General features: G+C 70.9%; 7 protein-coding genes. All 7 read left to right on the top strand.

Features of this window, described 5'->3' with window-relative positions; all coding sequences use genetic code 11:
• The first annotated feature begins 2 nt into the window (after positions 1-2).
• The 7 genes from IE99_RS0108560 to IE99_RS0108530 all read left to right on the top strand — a co-directional run bounded on the left by IE99_RS0108560 (position 3) and on the right by IE99_RS0108530 (position 19,933).
• Complete coding sequence (locus IE99_RS0108560) at positions 3-6,731, top strand: non-ribosomal peptide synthetase (RefSeq protein WP_030166301.1); 6,729 nt, start codon at positions 3-5, stop codon at positions 6,729-6,731.
• Between the two features lie 80 nt (positions 6,732-6,811).
• Positions 6,812-8,335 (top strand): acyl-CoA carboxylase subunit beta, encoded by a 1,524-nt coding sequence (locus tag IE99_RS0108555; protein ID WP_084219405.1) that lies wholly within the window; start codon positions 6,812-6,814, stop codon positions 8,333-8,335.
• 24 nt (positions 8,336-8,359) lie between these two features.
• Positions 8,360-8,569 (top strand): acyl-CoA carboxylase subunit epsilon, encoded by a 210-nt coding sequence (locus tag IE99_RS0108550; RefSeq protein WP_030166295.1) that lies wholly within the window; start codon positions 8,360-8,362, stop codon positions 8,567-8,569.
• Entirely contained in the window at positions 8,566-9,603 is a 1,038-nt protein-coding gene (locus tag IE99_RS0108545) for a beta-ketoacyl-ACP synthase 3 (RefSeq protein WP_030166292.1), read from the top strand. Before IE99_RS0108550 ends, IE99_RS0108545 begins: the two co-directional genes overlap by 4 nt.
• Before the next feature lie 43 nt (positions 9,604-9,646).
• Complete coding sequence (locus IE99_RS28970; protein WP_037558940.1) at positions 9,647-9,907, top strand: acyl carrier protein; 261 nt, start codon at positions 9,647-9,649, stop codon at positions 9,905-9,907.
• Between the two features lie 26 nt (positions 9,908-9,933).
• On the top strand, positions 9,934-14,346 hold the full coding sequence (locus IE99_RS30140) for a non-ribosomal peptide synthetase (protein ID WP_051712283.1): 4,413 nt from the start codon (positions 9,934-9,936) through the stop codon (positions 14,344-14,346).
• On the top strand, positions 14,339-19,933 hold the full coding sequence (locus IE99_RS0108530; protein ID WP_037558939.1) for a type I polyketide synthase: 5,595 nt from the start codon (positions 14,339-14,341) through the stop codon (positions 19,931-19,933). Before IE99_RS30140 ends, IE99_RS0108530 begins: the two co-directional genes overlap by 8 nt.
• Positions 19,934-20,033 lie beyond the last annotated feature (100 nt).

The following is a 20,033-nucleotide window of genomic DNA, read 5'->3' as shown; positions in this document are numbered from 1 at the left end:
CGGTGGCGTCGGATCCGGAGATCAGGAAGGAGCTCCTGAGGTACCTGCTCATGCAGGTGAAGCAGGAGCGGCTCGACGTCGGCCGGGCGAAGGAGTTCATCAAGGCGATCGTCGAGCCCGAGCGGGAGAGGGACGAGCCGTTCGCCGTCGTGGGGATCGCCTGCCGGTTCCCCGGGGCCCGGGACAAGGAGGAGTTCTGGAGCAACCTGGTGGAGGGCCGCGAGTCGATCGGCGCGTTCCCGCCGATCCGCCTCGAAGACCTCCAGCGGGTCGAGGGCGGGGCGGTGTCGACCGTCAAGGGCGGCTACCTGGACAGGATCGACCTGTTCGACCCGGAGTACTTCGGCCTCCCGCCGCAGGTCGCACGGCAGATCGACCCGTACCACCGCAACCTTGTGGAGGTCCTCGTCGAGACGATGGAGGACGCCGGGTACGCCAAGAGCGAGCTGGACGGGACGAACGTCGGCGTCTTCGTCGGCAACGACCACACGCACCGGCTGCGCGTCTCGTATCTGCCGTTCCTCTCGGAGGCGGACTTCTCGGCCATGACGGGTTCGTGGTCCGGGATCCTGGCCAGCCGCCTGTCGTACCTGCTGAACCTGCGCGGACCGGCCGTCGTCGTCGACACCGGCTGCTCGTCCGGGCTGGTCGCGCTGGACGCCGCGATGAAGTCCATCCGGCAGGGCGACTGCGACACGGCCTTCGTGGCCGCGATCAACCTCCTGCTCGCCCCCACGGGACTCGGCGACGAGACCGAGTCCGGCGACTGCCGCGTGCGGGCGTTCGACGAGGCGGCGAACGGCACGGTGTGGAGCGAGGGAGTCGCCGGCGTCTACCTCAAGCCGCTCTCGCGCGCGGTCGCGGACGGGGACCACGTCTACGGTGTCGTCCTCGGCGGCGCGGTGAACAACGACGGCCGCAGCAACGGCCTGACGGCCCCGAACGCGCGGGCACAGGACCGGTTGCTCGTGAGCGCCTGGCGGCGCGCGGGCGTCGAGCCGGAATCCATCTCCTACATCGAGGCCCACGGCACGGGAACGCCCCTGGGCGACCCCATCGAGATCAAAGGGCTCACGAGCGCGTTCCGCGCGTTCACCGGCAGGCGGCAGTTCTGCGCGCTGGGCTCGGTGAAGACCAACATCGGCCACACGGTCGGCGCCGCCGGGCTGGCTTCGCTCATCAAGGTGCTCCTGAGCCTGCAGCGCGGAGCCATTCCGCCGTCGCTGCACTTCGACGCCCCGAACCGGTTCTTCGATCTCGCCGAATCGCCGGTCTATGTGTGCGACCGGCTCACCGAGTGGACCGCCGCCGGGACGCCGCGCCGGGCGGGCGTGAGCAGCTTCAGCCTGAGCGGGACGAACTGCCACGTGGTGCTCGAGGAGGCGCCGCCGCTGCCCGGACGGCCGGACCCCGGCCGGGGCCCGTACCTCTACCCGATCTCCGCGCGGAACGAGGAGCTGCTGGCCGGGACGGCGGCGCGCCACCTGGAGTTCCTCGATGGCCATCCCGAGTACCGCATCGACGACGTGTGCTTCACGATGCAGGCGGGCCGTGAGCATCAGCCCGTCCGCGCCGTCGTCCTGTGCGACGGCCGCGACTCACTGCGGGACGGGCTCGAGCGGCTGCTGGGCCGCCGGCCGGCGGGGGAGGGCGCCGCCGTCGTCCGCGAGCCGCGGGGGACTCCGCCCCGGTTCCGGCTCCTGGCCGAAGCGGTCGACGACTTCCTCGCGGGCGGGGCGCACCCGTTCGCCGGCCTGCGCCGGGACGCCGACGTCCGGCGGGTGCCGCTTCCACCGCAGCTCTTCCACCGCGTACGGCTGTGGGACGAGAGCGTGCGCCCGCGCAACGACGCCGGACCGGCGGCCGGTCCCGGCGACGACGTGGAGAGCATCCTGGCGCAGCCGTCATGCCTGCACGGCGAGGAGGACGCGTCGCCGTCCCGCAAGGTGATCGCCCGGGTCTGGAGCGACGTCCTCGGCTACCCCATGCTGCACGGCACGGACGACTTCTTCGGGCTCGGCGGCGACTCCGTCGCGTCCCTCAAGATCACGCAAATGCTCAACGCGGAGTTCGATCTGGAGATCTCCGCGTCGGCCCTGCTGGCCAAGCCCGTGTTCGACGATTTCGCGGACGCGGTCGCCGGCGAGTTCGGGCTCAGCGACGCGCGGGTCCTGGCCGGGTCGAGGGGACGGCGGCCGGCGGAGACCGCCGAGGAGAGGGCCGTCGAGGAGTACGAGCTTCCGCTGACCGGCTCCCAGCGGAGCATGTTCCTGTCGAGCCGGCTCCATGAGGACTCCACCGCCTACAACGTCACCGGACTGACGATCGGGCGGGGGCCGCAGGACACGGCCGTCCTGGAGAAGGGCCTGCGCGCACTCGTCCGCCGGCACGACAGCCTCCGCTCGACGTTCCACATGGTCCACGGAGAGCCGTTCCAGCGCGTCCACGCGGACGTCCCGGTGACGGTCGAGCACCGCCGGCTCGGCGCGCCCGGCGACGGCGAGACCCACGAGGACCGCGCCCGGGAGCAGATGAAGGAGTTCGTCAGGCCGTTCCGGCTCGACGAGGCACCACTGTTCCGGGTCGGGTGCTTCGAGTTCGATGACGGCGCCACCTGCGTGGCGATCGACATGCACCACATCATCACCGACGGCACCTCGATGGGGATCGTGTTCCGCGATCTCGCCGCCGCCTCGCGGGGCGAGGCGCTCGCGCCGCTCCCGCGGAGCTACCGGTCCGCGATCCGTGAACTGCTCGAACGGCAGAACGGCGCGAACCTGCTACCGCACCGGAACTACTGGGTCTCCCGATTCGAGGACGGGGTCCCGACGCTTCGGCTCACCACGGACCGGCAGCGGTCGGACGTCGCGACCCGCACCGGCGCGACGTTCTTCACCGCCGTGGACGCGCGGACGCTCGAGGCGGCGAAGCGCTACGCGCGCGAACACGACCTCACCCTCTACATGTTCCTGCTCGGCGTGTTCCAGCAGTTGCTGTCCCGGCTGAGCGGACAGGACGACGTCGTGATCGGCGCCCCCGTCATGGGGCGGCCCGATCTCGCCTACCAGGACCTCGTGGGCATGTTCGTCAACACGCTGCCCATCAGGATCGCCGCCGGGCCCGGCACCGGCGTCGGCGCGTACTTCACGGCGCTCAAGTCGACCGTCCTCGACGCGTTCGAGCACCAGGACTACCCCCTCGAGTCCCTGATCGAGGAACTCGGGCCGCGGCACGAACCCGGACGGCGTCCGCTGTTCGACGTCTGCTTCGTGCACCAGAACACCGACATGGGGCTGGAACACGACGACGCGCGGGTCATCACGTTCGACGACGGCAGCGCCAAGTACGACATCACCCTCAGCACCAGGGAGTCCGGCGGCGAGTTGCTGGTCGAGTGGGAGTACTCCACGGCCCTGTTCCGGGAGGAGACCGTACGGCTGTTCGCCGAGCGCCACCTGACGCTGCTGCGGTCCGTGCTGGCCGCCGGCGACCACGACGAACTGGGAGCGCTCCGGCTGATGCCCGAACGCGAGGCCGAGCTCATCCGGCGTTACGCCACGACCCCCGCGCCGCCGCTCGAATCCGAGAGCGTGGTCGGGCTGTTCGAGCGGCACGTCGCGGCCGACCCGGGCCGGACGGCACTGATCATGGACGATGACCGCCTGTCCTACGGCGAGCTCAACTCCCGGGCGAACCGGGTCGCGCGCGGCCTTCTGCGGCTGGGAGCCGAGCCGGGGACGCCGATCGCGCTCTTCACCGACCGGTCGTTCGACATGATCGTCGCGATCCTCGGCGTCCTGAAGGCGGGGTGCTTCTACGTCCCGCTCAACACCGAGTTCCCCGCCGAGCGCCTGCGGATGATCGCGGACGACTCGGGCGCGGCGATCCTGCTGTCGGCGCCGGCGCGGATGGAGCGGGCCGCGCGACTCGCCACCGACCGCCTCCGGGTCGTGGACCTCTCCGCCTGCATGGAGCTCGCGGAGGACGACACCGACCCGGCCGTCCCGACCGGCGGCGACGACGAGATCTACATCATGTACACGTCGGGGACGACCGGCGTCCCCAAGGGCTCGACGATCCGGCACAAGAGCGTGCTGCGCGTCGTCCGCAGGTCGGTGTTCTACGAGGCCGATCCGAGCGACGTGTTCCTGCTGATGTCGGACTACTCGTTCGACGGCTCGGTGTACGACATGTTCGGCGCGCTGACGAACGGCGCCGCGCTCGTGATCCTGGAGAAGGCCGCGGTGCTGGACCTCGACCGGCTCGCGTCCGCGATCGAGCGCCACGGTGTCACCACCTTCTTCATCACGGCGGCGATGTTCAACGCGCTGATCGACCACGCCCCCGGCTCGCTGGGCGGAATCCGGCGGATGATCTTCGGCGGCGAGATGGCGTCCCCGGTCCATGTGCGCAGGGCGTTCGACCTGCTCGGCCCCGGCCGGATCGCGAACGGCTACGGCCCGACGGAGAGCACGGTCTTCGCGGCCGTCCACAACTTCGACGACTTCGACGAGAACGACGCCGTCCCCATCGGCAGGCCGATCAACGACACGTCGCTGTGGGTGCTCGATGACCGGCTGGAGCCGCAGCCGATCGGCGTCGGCGGCGAGCTGTTCATCGGCGGCGAGGGCCTGGCCGACGGCTACCTGAACCGGCCCGAGCTCGACGCGGAACGGTTCGTCCAGAGCCCCGCCGTCCCGGGCCGGATTCTCTACAGGACCGGCGACCTCGTCACGCTCAAGAGCAACGGCCGCTTCTACTACACCGGCCGGATCGACCGGCAGATCAAACTGCGCGGCCACCGCATCGAACTCGCCGAGATCATCCACGTCGCCATGGCGGAGCCGTACGTGCGGTGGGCGCACGCGGGCGTGCACGTGACCGAGGCGGGCGGCAAGAGCCTGTGCCTCTGGGTGCGGTACGAGGAGGACGCCGGGACCGCGGAGCCGAGGCTGCGCGCGGCGCTGGCACGGCGGCTGCCGAGTTACATGGTGCCGGCGTTCGTCGTCGAGACCGCCACCGTCCCATGGACCGCGAACGGCAAGCTCGACGAGACGGCGCTGCCGGGGCCGGACCTCTCCGCCGGCGCCTCGGCCGCCGCCCCCGTGACCGAGCTGCAGCGGCGGATCGCGGCGGCCTGGTCCGACGTGCTCGGCGCCGCGGTCGAGGACATCGACGCGAACTTCTTCGCGCTCGGCGGCGACTCGATCAAGGCGATCCAGGTCGTCTCCCGGCTCAAGGCCCACGGCGTCCACGCCCAGGTCGCGGACCTACTGGAGGCCCAGAGCATCCGTTCGCTGGAAGAGAAGGCGTCCGGCGCCGCAGGCCCGGCCGAGACGCCCGAGTACGACCAGGCGCCGTTGACCGGACCGGTCGTCCCCGGCCCCATCCAGCACGCGTTCCTCGGTGATGCCGCCAACCGGGTGCGCCTGTTCAACCAGAGCCTGCTCGTCACGACCGGGGGGCCCTGCCCGCCGGAGCGCCTGATGCGCGGCATGGAACGGCTCGCGAGGCATCATGACCTGCTGCGCGTCGCGATGGACGAGCAGGGGGGCCTTCACCTGCGGGACGTCGACGCACCGTCGCTGATCCACGCCGAGGAAGCGCCGGAGGGCCTGTCGGACGCGGAGATGACGGAGTACGTGACGGCCCTCCAGGCGAAGGTGGACGTGGGCGGAGGACCGGCCGTCGCCCTCGGCGCCGGGCTGGGCCAGGACGGCAGGACGTTCGCGATCGCGATCCACCACCTCGCCGTGGACGTCGTCTCCTGGATGATCCTCCTGGAGGACCTGCTGACCTGCGTGGCCGACCCGGACGCCGATCTTCCCGCCAAGACGATGCCGTTCCCGGAATGGACGGCCGCGCTGAAGCGGCACGCGGAGGGCGGGGGCTTCCGCTCGCAGCTGCCCTACTGGACCGACCTCGCCGAGAACACGGGCGAAGACCTGTTCGACACGGTCAAGGTGGCGCGCGGCGAGACCGACGCGGACGTCGTCCGCATCGAGGAGACGGACGGCTTCTCGCTCCTCGACGCCGCGCGGGAGGTCCACGGCGCGGAGCCCGCCGAGACCCTGCTCACCGTCGTCGCCCGTGCGGTGGCGACGATGACCGGTCGCGACCGGATCCTGTTCGACCTCGAGGGGCACGGCCGGGAGTCCTTCGCCGGCGACCACGACCTCAGCCGGACGGTGGGCTGGTTCACCAGCACGTTCCCGCATCTGGTCCAGGTCGAGGACCGTGTCGACGACACGGTGAACTCGGTGCGGCGCTCCTTCGAGCGGCTGCCCGCCAAGGGCTTCGGGTTCGGCCCGCTCCTGCGGTTCGATCCCGCCCTCGGCGACGACGCGAACGTGCTCGGGCGGCTACGTCCCCAGATCGGCTTCAACTATCTGGGAGAGCAGGACGGCTTCGGCGACATCACCGTCACGCATCTTCCGGCGGACATCACGACCGGCGAGGGCTACCGGACGCCGTACGTCCTGGACGTCATCGCGTCCCGCGGCAGGGACGTGGTCGTCATCGAGGTGCGCCGTCCGAAGGACTGGCGGGGCCGCGGCGACCGCGACATCGCCGCGCACATCGAGGCGGCGTTCCACGAGGTCCGCGAGGCCGTGCGGGCCACCGGCCGGCGGGGCTTTCGGACCTCGCCGTCGATCTCCCATGACGTCCTCGAGGACATCCTCGTCGACGTCGCGGGCGAACTCCAGGTGGAAGAGGGGAGCCAAGCGTGACGATCAGCAGAGAAGCGGCGCCTCCGCCGGCCCCTCCCGGGGGACGGCCGGCGGCCACGCTTCGCTCGCGCGTGGCCGAGATGGCCGAGCGCAAGCGGGCGGCGTCCGAGGGGCCCGGCCCGCACGCCACGCGGCAGCAGCACGCCAAGGGCAAGCTGACCGCCCGCGAGCGGCTCGAGGTCCTGCTCGATCCCGGCTCGTTCAGGGAGATCGAAGGGATGCGCAGGCATCGCGCCACCGGATTCGGCATGGAGCGCAAGCGTCCCGACGGCGACGGGGTGATCTGCGGCTGGGGCGCGATCGACGGCCGCCGGGTCTTCGTGTACGCGCACGACTTCCGGGTCTTCGGCGGTTCGCTGGGGGAGGCGCACGCGGCCAAGATCCACAAGGTGATGGACCTCGCGGAGCAGACCGGTGCGCCGCTGATCGGCCTCAACGACGGGGCCGGCGCGCGCATCCAGGAGGGCGTCGTCGGCCTCGCCGGGTACGGCGGCATCTTCCGTCGCGCCGTCCGCTCGTCCGGGGTGATCCCGCAGATCAGCGTCATGCTCGGGCCCTGCGCGGGCGGCGCGGCGTACTCGCCCGCGCTGACCGACTTCGTGTTCATGGTCCGGCGGACGTCGCAGATGTTCGTCACGGGGCCCGACGTGGTGGCGACCGTGACCGGCGAGGAGATCACCCACGAGGAGCTGGGCGGCGCGGACGTGCACGCGAGCCGCTCCGGCGTCGCGACGTTCGTCCATGACGACGAGGCGACCTGCCTGGCCGAGGTCCGCTACCTGGTGGGCCTGCTGCCGGCGAACAACCAGGAGTTCCCGCCGCCCGTGCGTTCCGGGGACCCGGCCGACCGGCCGTGCACCGGGCTGCTCGACCTGGTCCCGGACAACCCCAGGCACGCGTACGACATGCACCGGGTGATCGAGGAGATCGTCGACGACGGCGACTTCTTCGAGTTCCACGAGGGGTGGGCGGCGAACGTCGTCTGCGGGCTCGGCCGGATCGACGGGCGGGTCGCCGGGATCGTGGCCAACCAGCCGATGGTGCTCGCCGGCGTGCTGGACATCGGCGCCGCGGAGAAGGCGGCGAGGTTCGTGCAGACCTGCGACGCGTTCAACATCCCGCTCGTGACGCTCGTGGACGTGCCGGGCTTCCTGCCCGGGACGGCGCAGGAGCACGAGGGGATCATCCGGCACGGGGCCAAGCTGCTGCACGCGTACTGCGCGGCGACCGTCCCGCGCGTCCAGGTCATCCTGCGCAAGGCGTACGGCGGCGCCTACATCGTCATGGACTCGCGCTCGATCGGCGCGGACCTCTCCTTCGCCTGGCCGGGCAACGAGATCGCGGTCATGGGGGCGGAGGGGGCGGTGAACGTCCTGTACCGCAGGGAGATCGCCGCCTCGGACTGCCCGGAGCTGACCCGGCTGGAACGGATCGAGGAGTACCGCGACACCCTGATGCACCCCTACCACGCGGTCGAACTCGGGCTGGTGGACGACGTGATCCATCCGGAGTCCACCCGCGCGGTCCTCGCCGACGCACTGGCCGTGCTGCACACCAAGCGCGCGGCATTGCCGCACCGCAAGCATCCGAACCCACCGTTCTGAGGGCGACGCCCGGAGGAGCACGGCATGGACATCAAGATCATCCGAGGATCCCTCGGCGACGACGAGCTCGCCGCGCTGGTCGCGGTGCTGGCCACGTCCCGGCCGTCCCGGCGGGCCGCGGCCCATGACCCGGTCCCGGAGCCGACCGGCAGACCGGGATGGCTCGACGTGACCGCGCCCCCCGGCCGGTTCACCGTGACCGGCTCGTGGCCTGGCTCACGGAGGTGGAGATGAACGGAGCGCGCATGGCCGGCGCGGCGGTGATCCAGTCGATCGGCCACTACATTCCGGCCGGACGGCAGACCAACGACGATCTCGCTCGCGTGCTCGACACCGATGACGAGTGGGTCCGGACCAGGACCGGGATCCGCGCGCGAGCGAAGGCCGCCGACGGCGAGCCCACGTCGACGCTCGCCTCCCACGCCGGGAAGGCCGCGCTGGCGGGCGCGGGCCTCACCGAGGTCGACACCGTCGTGGTCGCCACGACCACCCCGGACATGAAGTGCCCCGCCACCGCGCCGCTGGTGGCCGACGGCCTCGGGCTGACCGGGGCGACGGCGTTCGACGTCAACTCCGCGTGCGTCGGCTTCCTCGCCGGTCTCTCGATCGCCTCGGGCCTGATCACCACGGGGAACGCGCGGGGCGTCCTGCTGATCGGCGCGGAGCACTTCTCCTCGATGGTCCACGGCGGCGACCGCGCGACCGCGCCCATCTTCGGTGACGGGGCGGCCGCGGTGGTCGTCCGACCCGGTGACGCGGACGAGCCCGGCGCGATCGGCCGCGTCCACCTCGCCACCGACGGGGCCCTGCGCGACCTGGCCCATGTGAAGGCGGGCGGCAGCGGACGGCCGACCACGCCGGACACCGACCCGCGGGATCTCTACCTGCGGATGGACGGCCGCGCCACGTACCGGCACGCGGTCGCCAAGATGGTCGGGTCGTGCGAGCGGACACTGCGCGACCGCGGGATGACCAGCGACGACGTCGACCTGCTCGTGGCCCATCAGGCCAACGCCCGGATCCTGCGAGAGGTCGCGCGGCGGCTCGGCGTCCCGGCGGACCGGGCGCTCGTGGATCTCACCGACATCGGGAACACCGGTGCGGCATCGATACCGATCGCGCTGAGCAGGGCGCACCACGGCGGCGGGTTGAACGGCGGCGAGACGCTGCTGCTCACCGGGTTCGGCGCCGGCGCGAGCTGGGGTTCGACGGTGCTGCGCTGGCCGGCGCTGCCGCCGGGATCGGACCCGTCGCATCCGCCGGCCTGAGAAGCCTCTTCCGCCAAGAACCCTTCGAGCACGGGAGCATCCGATGAGCATCGTGGACCTCGACACCATCGCACGGGACCTCCGCGACCCGTCTCTTCAGCTGGAGGCCGAGATCGACGGCCGGGAGATCACCGAGTCGACGTCCCTGCAGCAGGACCTGCAGATGGACTCGCTCGCCGTGATGGACTTCCTCACCTTCCTCGAGGAGAAGTACGGCGTGAGCGTCACCGACGACAGCCTCGGCTCGGTCGAGAGCATCGGCGACATCATCACGCTGGTCAACGGTCTCGTCGAGACGCAGTGACGGGCGTCCGGGAGAGGGGGCGGGCCATGGTCGACAGACAGAACATCGAGTCCATTTTCGGACTGGCGCCGATGCAGCAGGGCATGCTCCTCAGCCATGCCATGGACGCCGGGTCCGACGCCTATGTCGAGCAGTTCGACTTCACCGTCACCGGAGAGATCGACGCCGGGCACATGCGCACGGCGCTCGCGGCCCTGTCCCGGCATTTCAGCGTGCTGCGGTCGATCTTCTCGTTCCGGAACACCGACGAGCCGTACCAGATCGTGCTGAAGGAATGGTCACCCGAACTCGATGTCCTGGACTACCGCCACGAGACCGACATCGGCGAACGGGTGGAGGCCTTCAAAGCGGCGGACCGTGCCAGGGGATTCGACCTGAGCAAGGACGTCCTGGTGCGGGCGACCCTGCTCAGGGTCGCCGAGGACAGGTGGCACCTCGTCTTCACGTTCCACCACATCATCATGGACGGATGGTCGCTGGGGCCGCTGTTCGGCACGCTGTTCGGCTACTACGACGAGCTGGCCCGGACCGGGACCTTCCGGCAGCGGAAAGAAGTGCATCCCTACAGCGAGTACATCGGATGGTACGGCTCGCAACACGGCGATGACGCTCGGCGCCACTGGACCCGGCTGCTCGACGGCTACGAGAACGAAGCCGTTCTTCCCGCGGACCGGAGTGCGGACGGCTACCGGAGCGCCGTCCATCGATTCCGATTGCCCGGGGAACTGCGCGAGGGATTGAAGGAGTTCGCGCAGCGGGAACACGTGACGCAGAGCGCCGTCTTCCAGGCCGCCTGGGGCGTCGTCCTGCAGAAGTTCAACCACACCGACGACGTCGTGTTCGGCAGCGTCGTATCGGGCCGGAGCATCGAACTCGACGGGATCGAGGACATGCTCGGCCTGTTCGTGAACACGCAGCCGGTCCGCGTGACGACGCCGAAGGACGGCGATTTCGCCGACCTGTGCCGGGCCGTGCAGGACGCGTATCGGGAGTCGAATCCCTACGAGTACTACCCGCTCTACGAAATCCAGGGCCTCACCCCGCTGAAGAGCAGGCTCCTCGACCACCTCATCGCCTTCGAGAACTATCCGCTGTCGGAGCGGTTGCGTGATTTCGGCGGCGACGGCGAGAAGGGCCTGCGGTTCGAAGGCGTCGAGGTCTTCGAGCGCACGAGTTACGACTTCAACATCATGGTGAACCCCGAGCCGGAGTTCACGGTCACGTTCACCTACAACGAGAACGCGTACTCGCCCGATCTCATGGAGACACTGGAACGCTGCCTCCTCCGGGTGCTCTCCGCCGCCGCCGGGGATCCGCGGATCCCGGTCCGCGACATCGCGATCGCGGAGCCCGCGCCCGGGCCGCCGGCGGACGCGTCCATCGCCGACGTCTTCAAGGGGCTCGCCCGCGCTCACGGCGACGGGACCGCGCTGGTGTGGCGCGGCAGGGAGTACACCTACCGGATGATCGATCGCTGGTCCGACGCGGTCGCCTGGCGGCTCCGGGAACGCGGGGTCGCCCCGGGGGACGGGCTCGGCGTCCAGATCGACCGCCGTCCCGAGCTGGTCGTGGCGATGCTCGCCCTGATGAAGAACGGGAACCACCCCCTTCCGCTCTCCACGGGCCCGGGGGGCGTCTCCGCCCCGAACGCCGCGCGACGCCTCCTCGTCGCGCGTGGCGCGACCGAACCGGACGGCGGGAACGGCACCGCGCCCGGCGACACCGCCCCCGCCACCGAATCCGAGCTCGCCCTCCTGCTCGGGGAGTGGAGCACGTCGGGCCACGACACCGGGCCGGAGGCGACCCTCCCCGACCTGTTCGCCCGCACCGTCGCCCGGCACGCCGACCGGGTCGCCGTACGGTTCGGCGACGTCGTGCTGACCTACCGGGAACTGGACGAGAGGTCGTCCCGGCTCGCACACGAGCTGATCCGCATGGGCGTCGGCCCGGAGACACTGGTCGGCGTGGCGCTGCCGCGCTCGGCCGACCTCGTCGTCGCGCTGCTGGCGGTGCTCAAGGCCGGCGGCGGATACCTTCCGGTGGACCCGGACTATCCGGCCGACCGGATCGCGTACATGCTGGCCGACGCGCGGCCCGTCTGCCTCGTGACCACCTCCGGCGGAGGCGTGCCGCGGCCCGGCGGTCTCACCGTCGTCGAACTCGACCGTCTGGACCTGAACCGTGCGGACCGTGATCACATGGACCGGGCGGGTGCGGACGGGCCGGTGACCGACACCGTGCGGACGGCGCCGCTGCGGCCGGGCAACATCGCGTACGTGATCTACACGTCCGGCTCGACCGGGCGGCCGAAGGGCGTGCTGATCCCGCATCGCAACGTGGTGAAGCTGTTCGCCAACACCGCCTCGTCCTTCGGGTTCGAGCACACCGACGTGTGGACGCTGTTCCACTCGTACGCGTTCGACTTCTCGGTGTGGGAGATGTGGGGAGCGCTGCTGCACGGCGGCTCGCTGGTCGTCGTCGACTACGAGACGTCCCGCTCGCCCGAGGACTTCCTCGAGCTGCTCGCCCGGGAACGGGTGACGGTGCTGAACCAGACCCCGTCGGCGTTCCACCAGCTGGACGCCGTGGACCGCCGATCCGGCGCGGCCGGCGGGCTCGCCCTCCGGTACGTGATCTTCGGTGGCGAGGCGCTGGATCCGCACCGGCTCGAGGACTGGTACCGGCGCCATCCCGACGACGCGCCCCGTCTGGTCAACATGTACGGCATCACCGAGACCACCGTGCACGTCACCCATCGCGCCCTGGACCGGGCGACGGTGACCGCGGCGTCGGGCAGCTACCTGGGCAGGGCGGTCGCGGGCCTGCGCGTGCTCGTGCTCGACGCGCGGCTCAGGCCCGTCCCGCCCGGCGTGCACGGGGACGTCTACGTCAGCGGCGCGCAGCTGGCGCGCGGATACCTCGGGAATCCGGCGCTGACCGCCGGCCGGTTCGTGGCGGACCCGTTCGGCGAGCCCGGGTCGCTCATGTACCGCACCGGTGACGTGGCCCGATGGACGGCCGAGGGCGAGCTGGAGTACGCGGGCCGCGCCGACGACCAGGTGCAGGTGCGCGGCTTCCGGGTGGAGCCGGGCGAGGTCGAGGCGGCGGTGTCCGCGGCCCCCGGGGTCGGCCAGGCGCTGGTGATCCTGCGCGAGGACGTCCCCGGAGACCGGCGGATCACGGCCTACGTGGTCCCCGGACCGGGGCACGAGATCGACGTGCGCGCGCTGCGGGACCATGTGGCCGGGCGGCTGCCCGCCTACATGGTCCCCGCCGCGTTCCTCGTCCTCGACGAGATCCCGCTGACCGTCAACGGGAAGCTGGACCGCCGGAGGCTGCCCGCACCGGCCGTGGGCATGGGAGGCGTGAAGCCCGCGCCCGAGGCCGTCCTCGCGGAGGCGGGGGCGCGGTTCGTCTGCACGGTGGCGGATCTCGCCGACCGGGCGCCCGATTCGGCCGAGGTCGTCCTGATCGACGAGCCGCCCGAGAGGGTGCCGGAGTTCCCCTGCGAAGGCACGCATCCCCACATCGCCCGCCTGCTCGCCGATCGGCCGTCCCATGACTTCGGGAAGGGGCACGTCGGCCTGCTGACGGGGGCGCCGGACTCCGAGGCGGCCGCCTTCGAGATCTGGGGAACGCTGCTGTCCGGCGCGGCACTGGTCCTTCCCGCCGAGGCCGACGTCCTGGACGGTGACCACCTGCGCGGCATGATGGAGCAGTACAGGGTGACGAGCCTGTGGCTCACACCGTCGTCGTTCCATCGGCTGTGCGACGACCACCCGGAGGTGTTCTCTCCGCTCCGGAACCTCGTCGTGGGAAGCGGCGCGTTGTCGGCACGGCACGTCGCCGGGGTGCGGAACGCCTGCCCGGACCTCACGATCGCCCACGCGTACGCCTCCACCGCCCGGGTCCTCGATGAGGGGCTCAACCCCCTGCCGCCGGGTGCGATCGGTGAACTCCACCTGGACGGGCGGCCCACGGGCGACCTGGCGCGTGAGTCACCGGACGGATTCCTTGAGCTCGTCGACATCGGCGAGGTCCCCGCGGTGCCGGGGGACGCGGGCCCGGCGACAAATCTCGACGGACTCTCGGACGTGGGGCGCGTGCTCTTCGAGATCGTCGCGGGTCTCGTCCCCGCCGACACCATCGACGTGCACCGGAACTTCTTCGATCTCGGGATGAACTCGCTGAACCTCCTGACGATCAACAACCGGCTGCGCAAGGCCCTGGACCGCGAGGTCTCCCTGAAGTGGTTCTTCGAACACACCACCATCGCCGACCTGGCCGCGCATCTCGAGACCTCGGACGGCGAGGAGGAGATCGCGGGGCCGGAGGTCGCCACGTCCGAAGAGGAAGCGGAGCAGGCCGCCGTCACGACCAGCATGCTGCTGCTCGGCCGGCTCGCCGACGACCCCGAAGGAAGCCCCGACCATGCCTGAGGCCAAGGACCCCGAACGCCGGTACATGGGATTGGAGATCGCCGTCATCGGGATGGCCGGCCGGTTCCCGGAGGCGGAGGACCTCGACCGGTTCTGGACCAATCTCGTCGCCGGAGTCGACGCGATCTCGCACTTCAGCGTCGCCGAACTGCGCGGGACGGGCGTGTCCGAGGAGGCGCTCGACCACCCCGGCTACGTCCGGGCGAAGGGGGCGTTCCCCGGCATCGAGTTCTTCGACTCGGCGTTCTTCGGCTACACGCCCGCCGACGCGACCATGCTCGACCCCCAGGTGCGCGCCCTGCACGAGGAGGTCTACCACGCCCTGGAGGACGCGGGTTACTCGGCCGAGGCGCGGACCGAGTCCATCGGCCTGTTCCTCGGCGCGACCAACAATCTCGCCTGGGAGTGGCACACGCTCAGCAAGTACGTCCGGGAATCGGAGCTGTCGTTCAGCGGGACGCAGCTGAACGACAAGGACTACGCGGCCACGAGGATCGCCTACGCGCTCGGCCTCAAGGGCCCGGCCTTCACCCTCCACTCGGCCTGCTCGACCTCGCTCATCGCGATCGACTCGGCGTGCCGCCACCTCTGGACCGGCGCGTGCCAGATCGCGGTGGCCGGCGGGAGCGGGCTGACGCTGCCGCACAAGAACGGCTACCTCTACCAGGAGAACATGATCCATTCCCCGGACGGCCGCTGCCGGGCGTTCGACCGGGAGGCCGGCGGCACCGTGGAGGGCAACGGCGCCGGAGTGGTGGTGCTGAAGCGGCTGGAGACGGCGCTGCGGGACGGGGACCGCGTCCATGCCGTGATCCGGGGCTCGGCCGTCAACAACGACGGCGACCGCAAGGTCGGCTACACCGCGCCGAGCATCGAGGGGCAGGCCGAGGTCATCCGGAAGGCGTACCGGGTCGCGAACGTCTCCCCGGCCGACGTCTCGTACGTGGAGACGCACGGCACCGGAACGTCGCTCGGCGATCCCGTCGAGGTCGAGGCCCTGCGCAAGGCGTTCGGTTCGGCGTCGCCGGCCACCTGCGGCATCGGCTCCCTGAAGGCGAGCGTCGGGCATCTGGACACCGCCGCGGGCGTCGCCTCGTTCATCAAGGCGTGCAAGATCCTCGAACACCGGACCGCCCCGCGGAGCCTGCACTTCACCGCGCCGAACCCGAACATCGACTTCATCGACGGCCCCTTCTACGTGGTGGACCGGACGCAGAGGCTCGAACGGAGGCGCACGGCGGAGCAGGCCGTCCTCCCGCTCCGGGCGGGCGTGAGCTCGTTCGGGATCGGTGGCAGCAACGCGCACGTCGTCCTGGAGGAGCCGCCCCGCGCGGACGCCGCCGCCCCGGCCGGAGGGCGCGAGTACAACACGTTGGTCGTGTCGGCGACGTCAGCGGAGGCGATACGGCGGATCAAGCGGAACCTCGTCGACCACCTCGCCGCACATCCGGACGTGGACGGCGCGGATCTCGCCTGGACGATGCAGAACCGGCAGCGGCGCCTCGCGTACCGCTACGCCGTGGAGTTCCGGGACACCGGGCAGTTGGCCGAGCGCCTCCGGGCGTCGCTGGACGCGGACCAGAGGCCGGCGCGACTCGTGAAGAACGCGCGGGCGGACGTCCATTTCGTCTTCAGCGGAGCGGAGGCCGCGCACCTGGGGATGGCCCGTGGCCTCTACGCGGCCGAGGAGTCCTTCCGCTCGCACCTCGACGCCTGCTTCTCGATCCTCGAACCGGACGAGGGCACGCAGACCCTGCTGTTCATGGTCGAGTACGCCCTGGCGCGGACGCTGATCGGGTGGGGGATCAAGCCGAAGGGCATGATCGGACACGGCGTGGGCGAACTGGCGGCCGCCTGCGTGTCCGGTGTGCTCTCGCCGGAGGACGGCATCCGCCTCGCGCGGGCGAGGGACGAGCGGAGCGCCGCGCCGCCCGCCGGGATCTCCCTCCGTCCGCCGAAGATCCCGTTCGTGTCCGGTGTCACGGGCACCTGGATCACCGCGGAGCAGGCCACGGACCCGGCCCACTGGACGCAGGCGCGCGAAGCGGTCCGGTTCGAGGACGGCGTCGAGGTGCTCCTGGAGCGGGGGAGCGCCGTCATCGTCGAGGTCGGTCCGGGCAGGTCGCTGTCGTCGTTCATCCGGGGAGGCGACCGGGGCGCGCGCATCACCGCCGTGAACGCGCTGCCCGGGACCCGCGCGGAGATCGAGGACGACGAGCACGTCGCGAGAGTCGTCGGGGAACTCTGGGAGGCGGGCGTCGCCCTCGACTGGAAGGCGTACCACCGGGGCCGCGAGCCCCGGAAGGTGTCCCTGCCGCTCTATCCGTTCGACAAGATCGAGTACCCGGTCGACGTGACGGGGTTCCAGCGGCTGTACTCCGACCCCGGCGAGGTCGCGCCGGCGTCCGCGGCCGGAGCCGACGCGGTCGCGGCCCCGGCGCTGCGCATGGTGTGGTCCGAGCTGGCCCTCCCCGAGGGGAAGGAGCAGCAGAGGACGCTCATCGTGTTCACCGACGACGCGGTGAAACTCAGGTCCGTTCTGGAGCACGTCCCGCACTGGCGCGCGATCTACGTGGAGTTCGGCGCGCGGTACGAATTCCGCGGCGGCCGGGGCGCGACCGTCCGTGACCACGACCAGGACGATCTGGCGAGACTCGTCGAAGATCTGCAGGACCACGCCTTGGCCGGTGACACGTTCGTCGTCCACCGGACGAGCTACTCGTCGACGATCACGCTCATGCGCCGGCTCCGCGATGCCGCCTCCGCGATGCGGCGGCCGTGCGTGCGGGACCTCGTCGTGCTGGACACCGGCGATTTCCTGCGACGCCGCGCCGACTTCCTGCCGCGTGTTCTCGGCCTGAACCACGAGGCCCCGGATCTCCGGATCACCGCCTTCCGCGGCGACCCGCGTCGCAGGGGCCCGGACGCGCCGGAGGCGTGGGCCAGGTGCCTTCAGGCGGAGCTGGAGGCCCGGCGGCCCGACGCCGTCGCCGTCCGTTACGAAGGCGGACTGCGGAGGGTCCCCCTGATGGTGCCCGTTCAGGAACGTCACGATCCGAGGCACGACCGGGCCCGCCGGACGGTGATCGTGTGCCGTGCCTGCATCGCCGACGATGTGGCCGGGGAGCTGGCGCACGGCGACCCCACCCGCGCGATCCAGGTCCTGCCGGTCGAGCTGCGGCCGGATCCCGTACCCGCCTCCGAGAGCGCGGCCGGGGGCCGCGTCACCGTCCTGCCCGCCGTCGTCGAGGGATCCTGGAAAGCCCTGCGGGCGGCGCTGTCGGCGCGGCTGCGCGACCTGACGCCCATGAACGAGCTGGTCCTGTGGGACGAGCGCGTTCCCGAGGGGACCGGCGGCGACGGGACGGTCGATCGGCGCGCCCTGCACGGCCTCCTCGGGGAGCTGAGCCGGGAGCTGAGGACAACCTGCCACGTCCTGGCGCGGCCCCGTCTCGACCGCGGCGGCTGGGACGGCGAGGTGACCCGCTGGTTCGCCGAGACCGAGGTGAGCGGCACCAAGGCCGGCTTCACCAGGCTCTATTCGTTCGGCCGGGCCGCTGAGGGCGATCGGTCGGTGCTGGACCTGCTCTCGCGGATGTCCGAGGCCGGTATCGATACCGCCTACCACGGACTCGACCCTTTGCGGGCGCAGTCCGCCGCCAAGACGGTGGCCCCGGTGGGCGAGGGCGCGACCGGTGCGGAGCGCGATGCGATAGCGGCCGTGATCGAGCGTGAGCTCGCGAGGCTGCTCGGGTACTCCGAGATCGACCCGAGTGCGGACATGATGGATATCGGGCTCGACTCGGTGAAGCTGGTGCAGTTCACGAACGCCTTGGAGCGCAATGGCCACAAGGTGCTGCACGGCGACGTCTACAACCATCCGACCGTCGACAGCCTCGCCGGGCTGCTGGCCGGACGCACCGCCGAGCGGACCGGCGGGGACGCGGACTCCTTCGAGCGCATCGCCGAGCGGCTGCGGGCGAATCTCGGGCGCGAGTGCGCCTTCCAGGAGTTCAGTCCGGCGGCCGGCGCCGACCCTCTCGTGCTGCTCTTCGTGGAGGGTCTGGACGACGATCTCCGGAAGCGGGTCGTACGGGAGCTCAACGCCCTTCGACCGCCCGGCGCTCTGCAGCCGCACCACATCCTTCCTCGCGCGCTGGAGGAGAGGTTCCTCGCGGACCGGGACTTCGCCTCACTGGGCATCGGCGCCGGCCCGGACCCGCGTGGCGCCGAACTGAAGGCGATCTTCGACGAGATCGACCGGCGCCAGGAGAACCTGCGCACCTCGATCGCCGCGCAGCCCGTGAAGTGGACCTATCCGATCAGCGGAATGCAGAAACGGCACTTCGCGAGCGAGGCACGGCTCCAGCTGTACCTGATCCGGTTCGAACGGCTCCTCGATGTCGACGTGCTCGAGCGGGCCTTCGCCGACGTCGTCGGGCGCCACGGGCTCATGCGGAGCTTCCTGTCCAGGTCGTTCCGCCGATTCAGGTGGCGCGAGTTCGAGGCGCCGGACACGATCGCGCTGCCGCGAATGGACCTGTCCCACCTGGACCCCCCGCAGCAGGAGGAGCTGCGGGCGGAGCTGGTCGATCGGGAACTGGAGACGGACTTCAAGGTCGTCGACAGGCCCATGTACCAGGTCGTCCTGCTGAAGTACAACGAGCGCTCCTACGACCTGCTCTTCCAGTTCGACCACTCGATCTTCGACGCGACCTCGGGGCAGACGCTCCGGGGGGACCTGCTGCGGCGGTACGAGGAGCTGCTCGGCGGGAGCGTCCGGGCGATGCCCGCCGCCAAGAGCTACCGGCATCTGCAGGATCAGATCCGCAAGGGCCCCGTCGGCATCACCCCCGAGCAGATCGTCGAGAGGTTCGAGCTGGAGCGCTACGCGCGGCACACCAAGATCATCCAGGAGAAGGCGGCGCCTTACGCGGACGCCCGGATCCAGGCCGTCCGCCATTCCATCGACCTGAACGGGTTCCGGGCGGCGGACGGGGGCGAGCTGGAGACGTTCTCCCTCGTCGTGCACCTCTACGCGCGCGTCGTCGCCCGCCTGATGGACGTCGACGAGGTGGCGCTCAACATCCTGTTCGGGTCGCGCGTCTTCGAGGACGAGGACTACTCCGAGGTCATGGGGATGGTCCTGGGCGGCCTGCCCGTGGTGGTCTCCGGGAGGCGCGGCGCGCGGGACGAGCTGAACGCCGTCATCCGGGACAAGGTCCGGATGATGAACAAGAACAACGTCAGCTTCCTGGACCTGGTCCACGACCTGAAGTCGCTGGTCAGGTACCGGGAGGTCCTGTTGGCGGTGAAGGACGTCCTCGGCGGGTCGGCCGGCCTGACCTGCCTGGTGAACTTCGTCGGCAACGTGGAGGCCGAGTACGACGCCGTCTGGGATCTGATGCTCGAGCAGCTGGCCGGCGACCAGTCCAAGCTGGACTACGCGGACTGCTACTGCGTGTCGAAGATCAACGACGGGCGGCTCGACCTGCTCATCCTCTGCAAGTGGGTGCAGGCCCCCGACGAGCTGGCCGCGATCCTGACCGAGGAGGTCGAGCACCTCAGGCCGGAACCACTCCGGTGACCGCCATGGGCCGTGGGACGAGACCCCGGGTGACGGTTTCGACTCCTCCTCGAGGACGAACTTCTCGACACCCATTGGCGCGCGGGATATTGAGATATAT

The organism is Spirillospora albida, from assembly GCF_000718255.1.
In the GTDB taxonomy this organism is placed as follows: Bacteria; Actinomycetota; Actinomycetes; order Streptosporangiales; family Streptosporangiaceae; genus Spirillospora; species Spirillospora albida.
This window is presented reverse-complemented; position numbering and strand designations above follow the sequence as displayed.

Excerpts from the sequence above, each read along its gene's own strand:
- IE99_RS0108555 (WP_084219405.1), top strand. The coding sequence starts at position 6,812 with ATGGCCGAGCGCAAGCGGGCGGCGTCCGAGGGGCCCGGCCCGCACGCC.
- IE99_RS0108550 (WP_030166295.1), top strand. The coding sequence starts at position 8,360 with ATGGACATCAAGATCATCCGAGGATCCCTCGGCGACGACGAGCTCGCC.
- IE99_RS0108545 (WP_030166292.1), top strand. The coding sequence starts at position 8,566 with ATGAACGGAGCGCGCATGGCCGGCGCGGCGGTGATCCAGTCGATCGGC.
- IE99_RS28970 (WP_037558940.1), top strand. The coding sequence starts at position 9,647 with ATGAGCATCGTGGACCTCGACACCATCGCACGGGACCTCCGCGACCCG.
- IE99_RS30140 (WP_051712283.1), top strand. The coding sequence starts at position 9,934 with ATGGTCGACAGACAGAACATCGAGTCCATTTTCGGACTGGCGCCGATG.
- IE99_RS0108530 (WP_037558939.1), top strand. The coding sequence starts at position 14,339 with ATGCCTGAGGCCAAGGACCCCGAACGCCGGTACATGGGATTGGAGATC.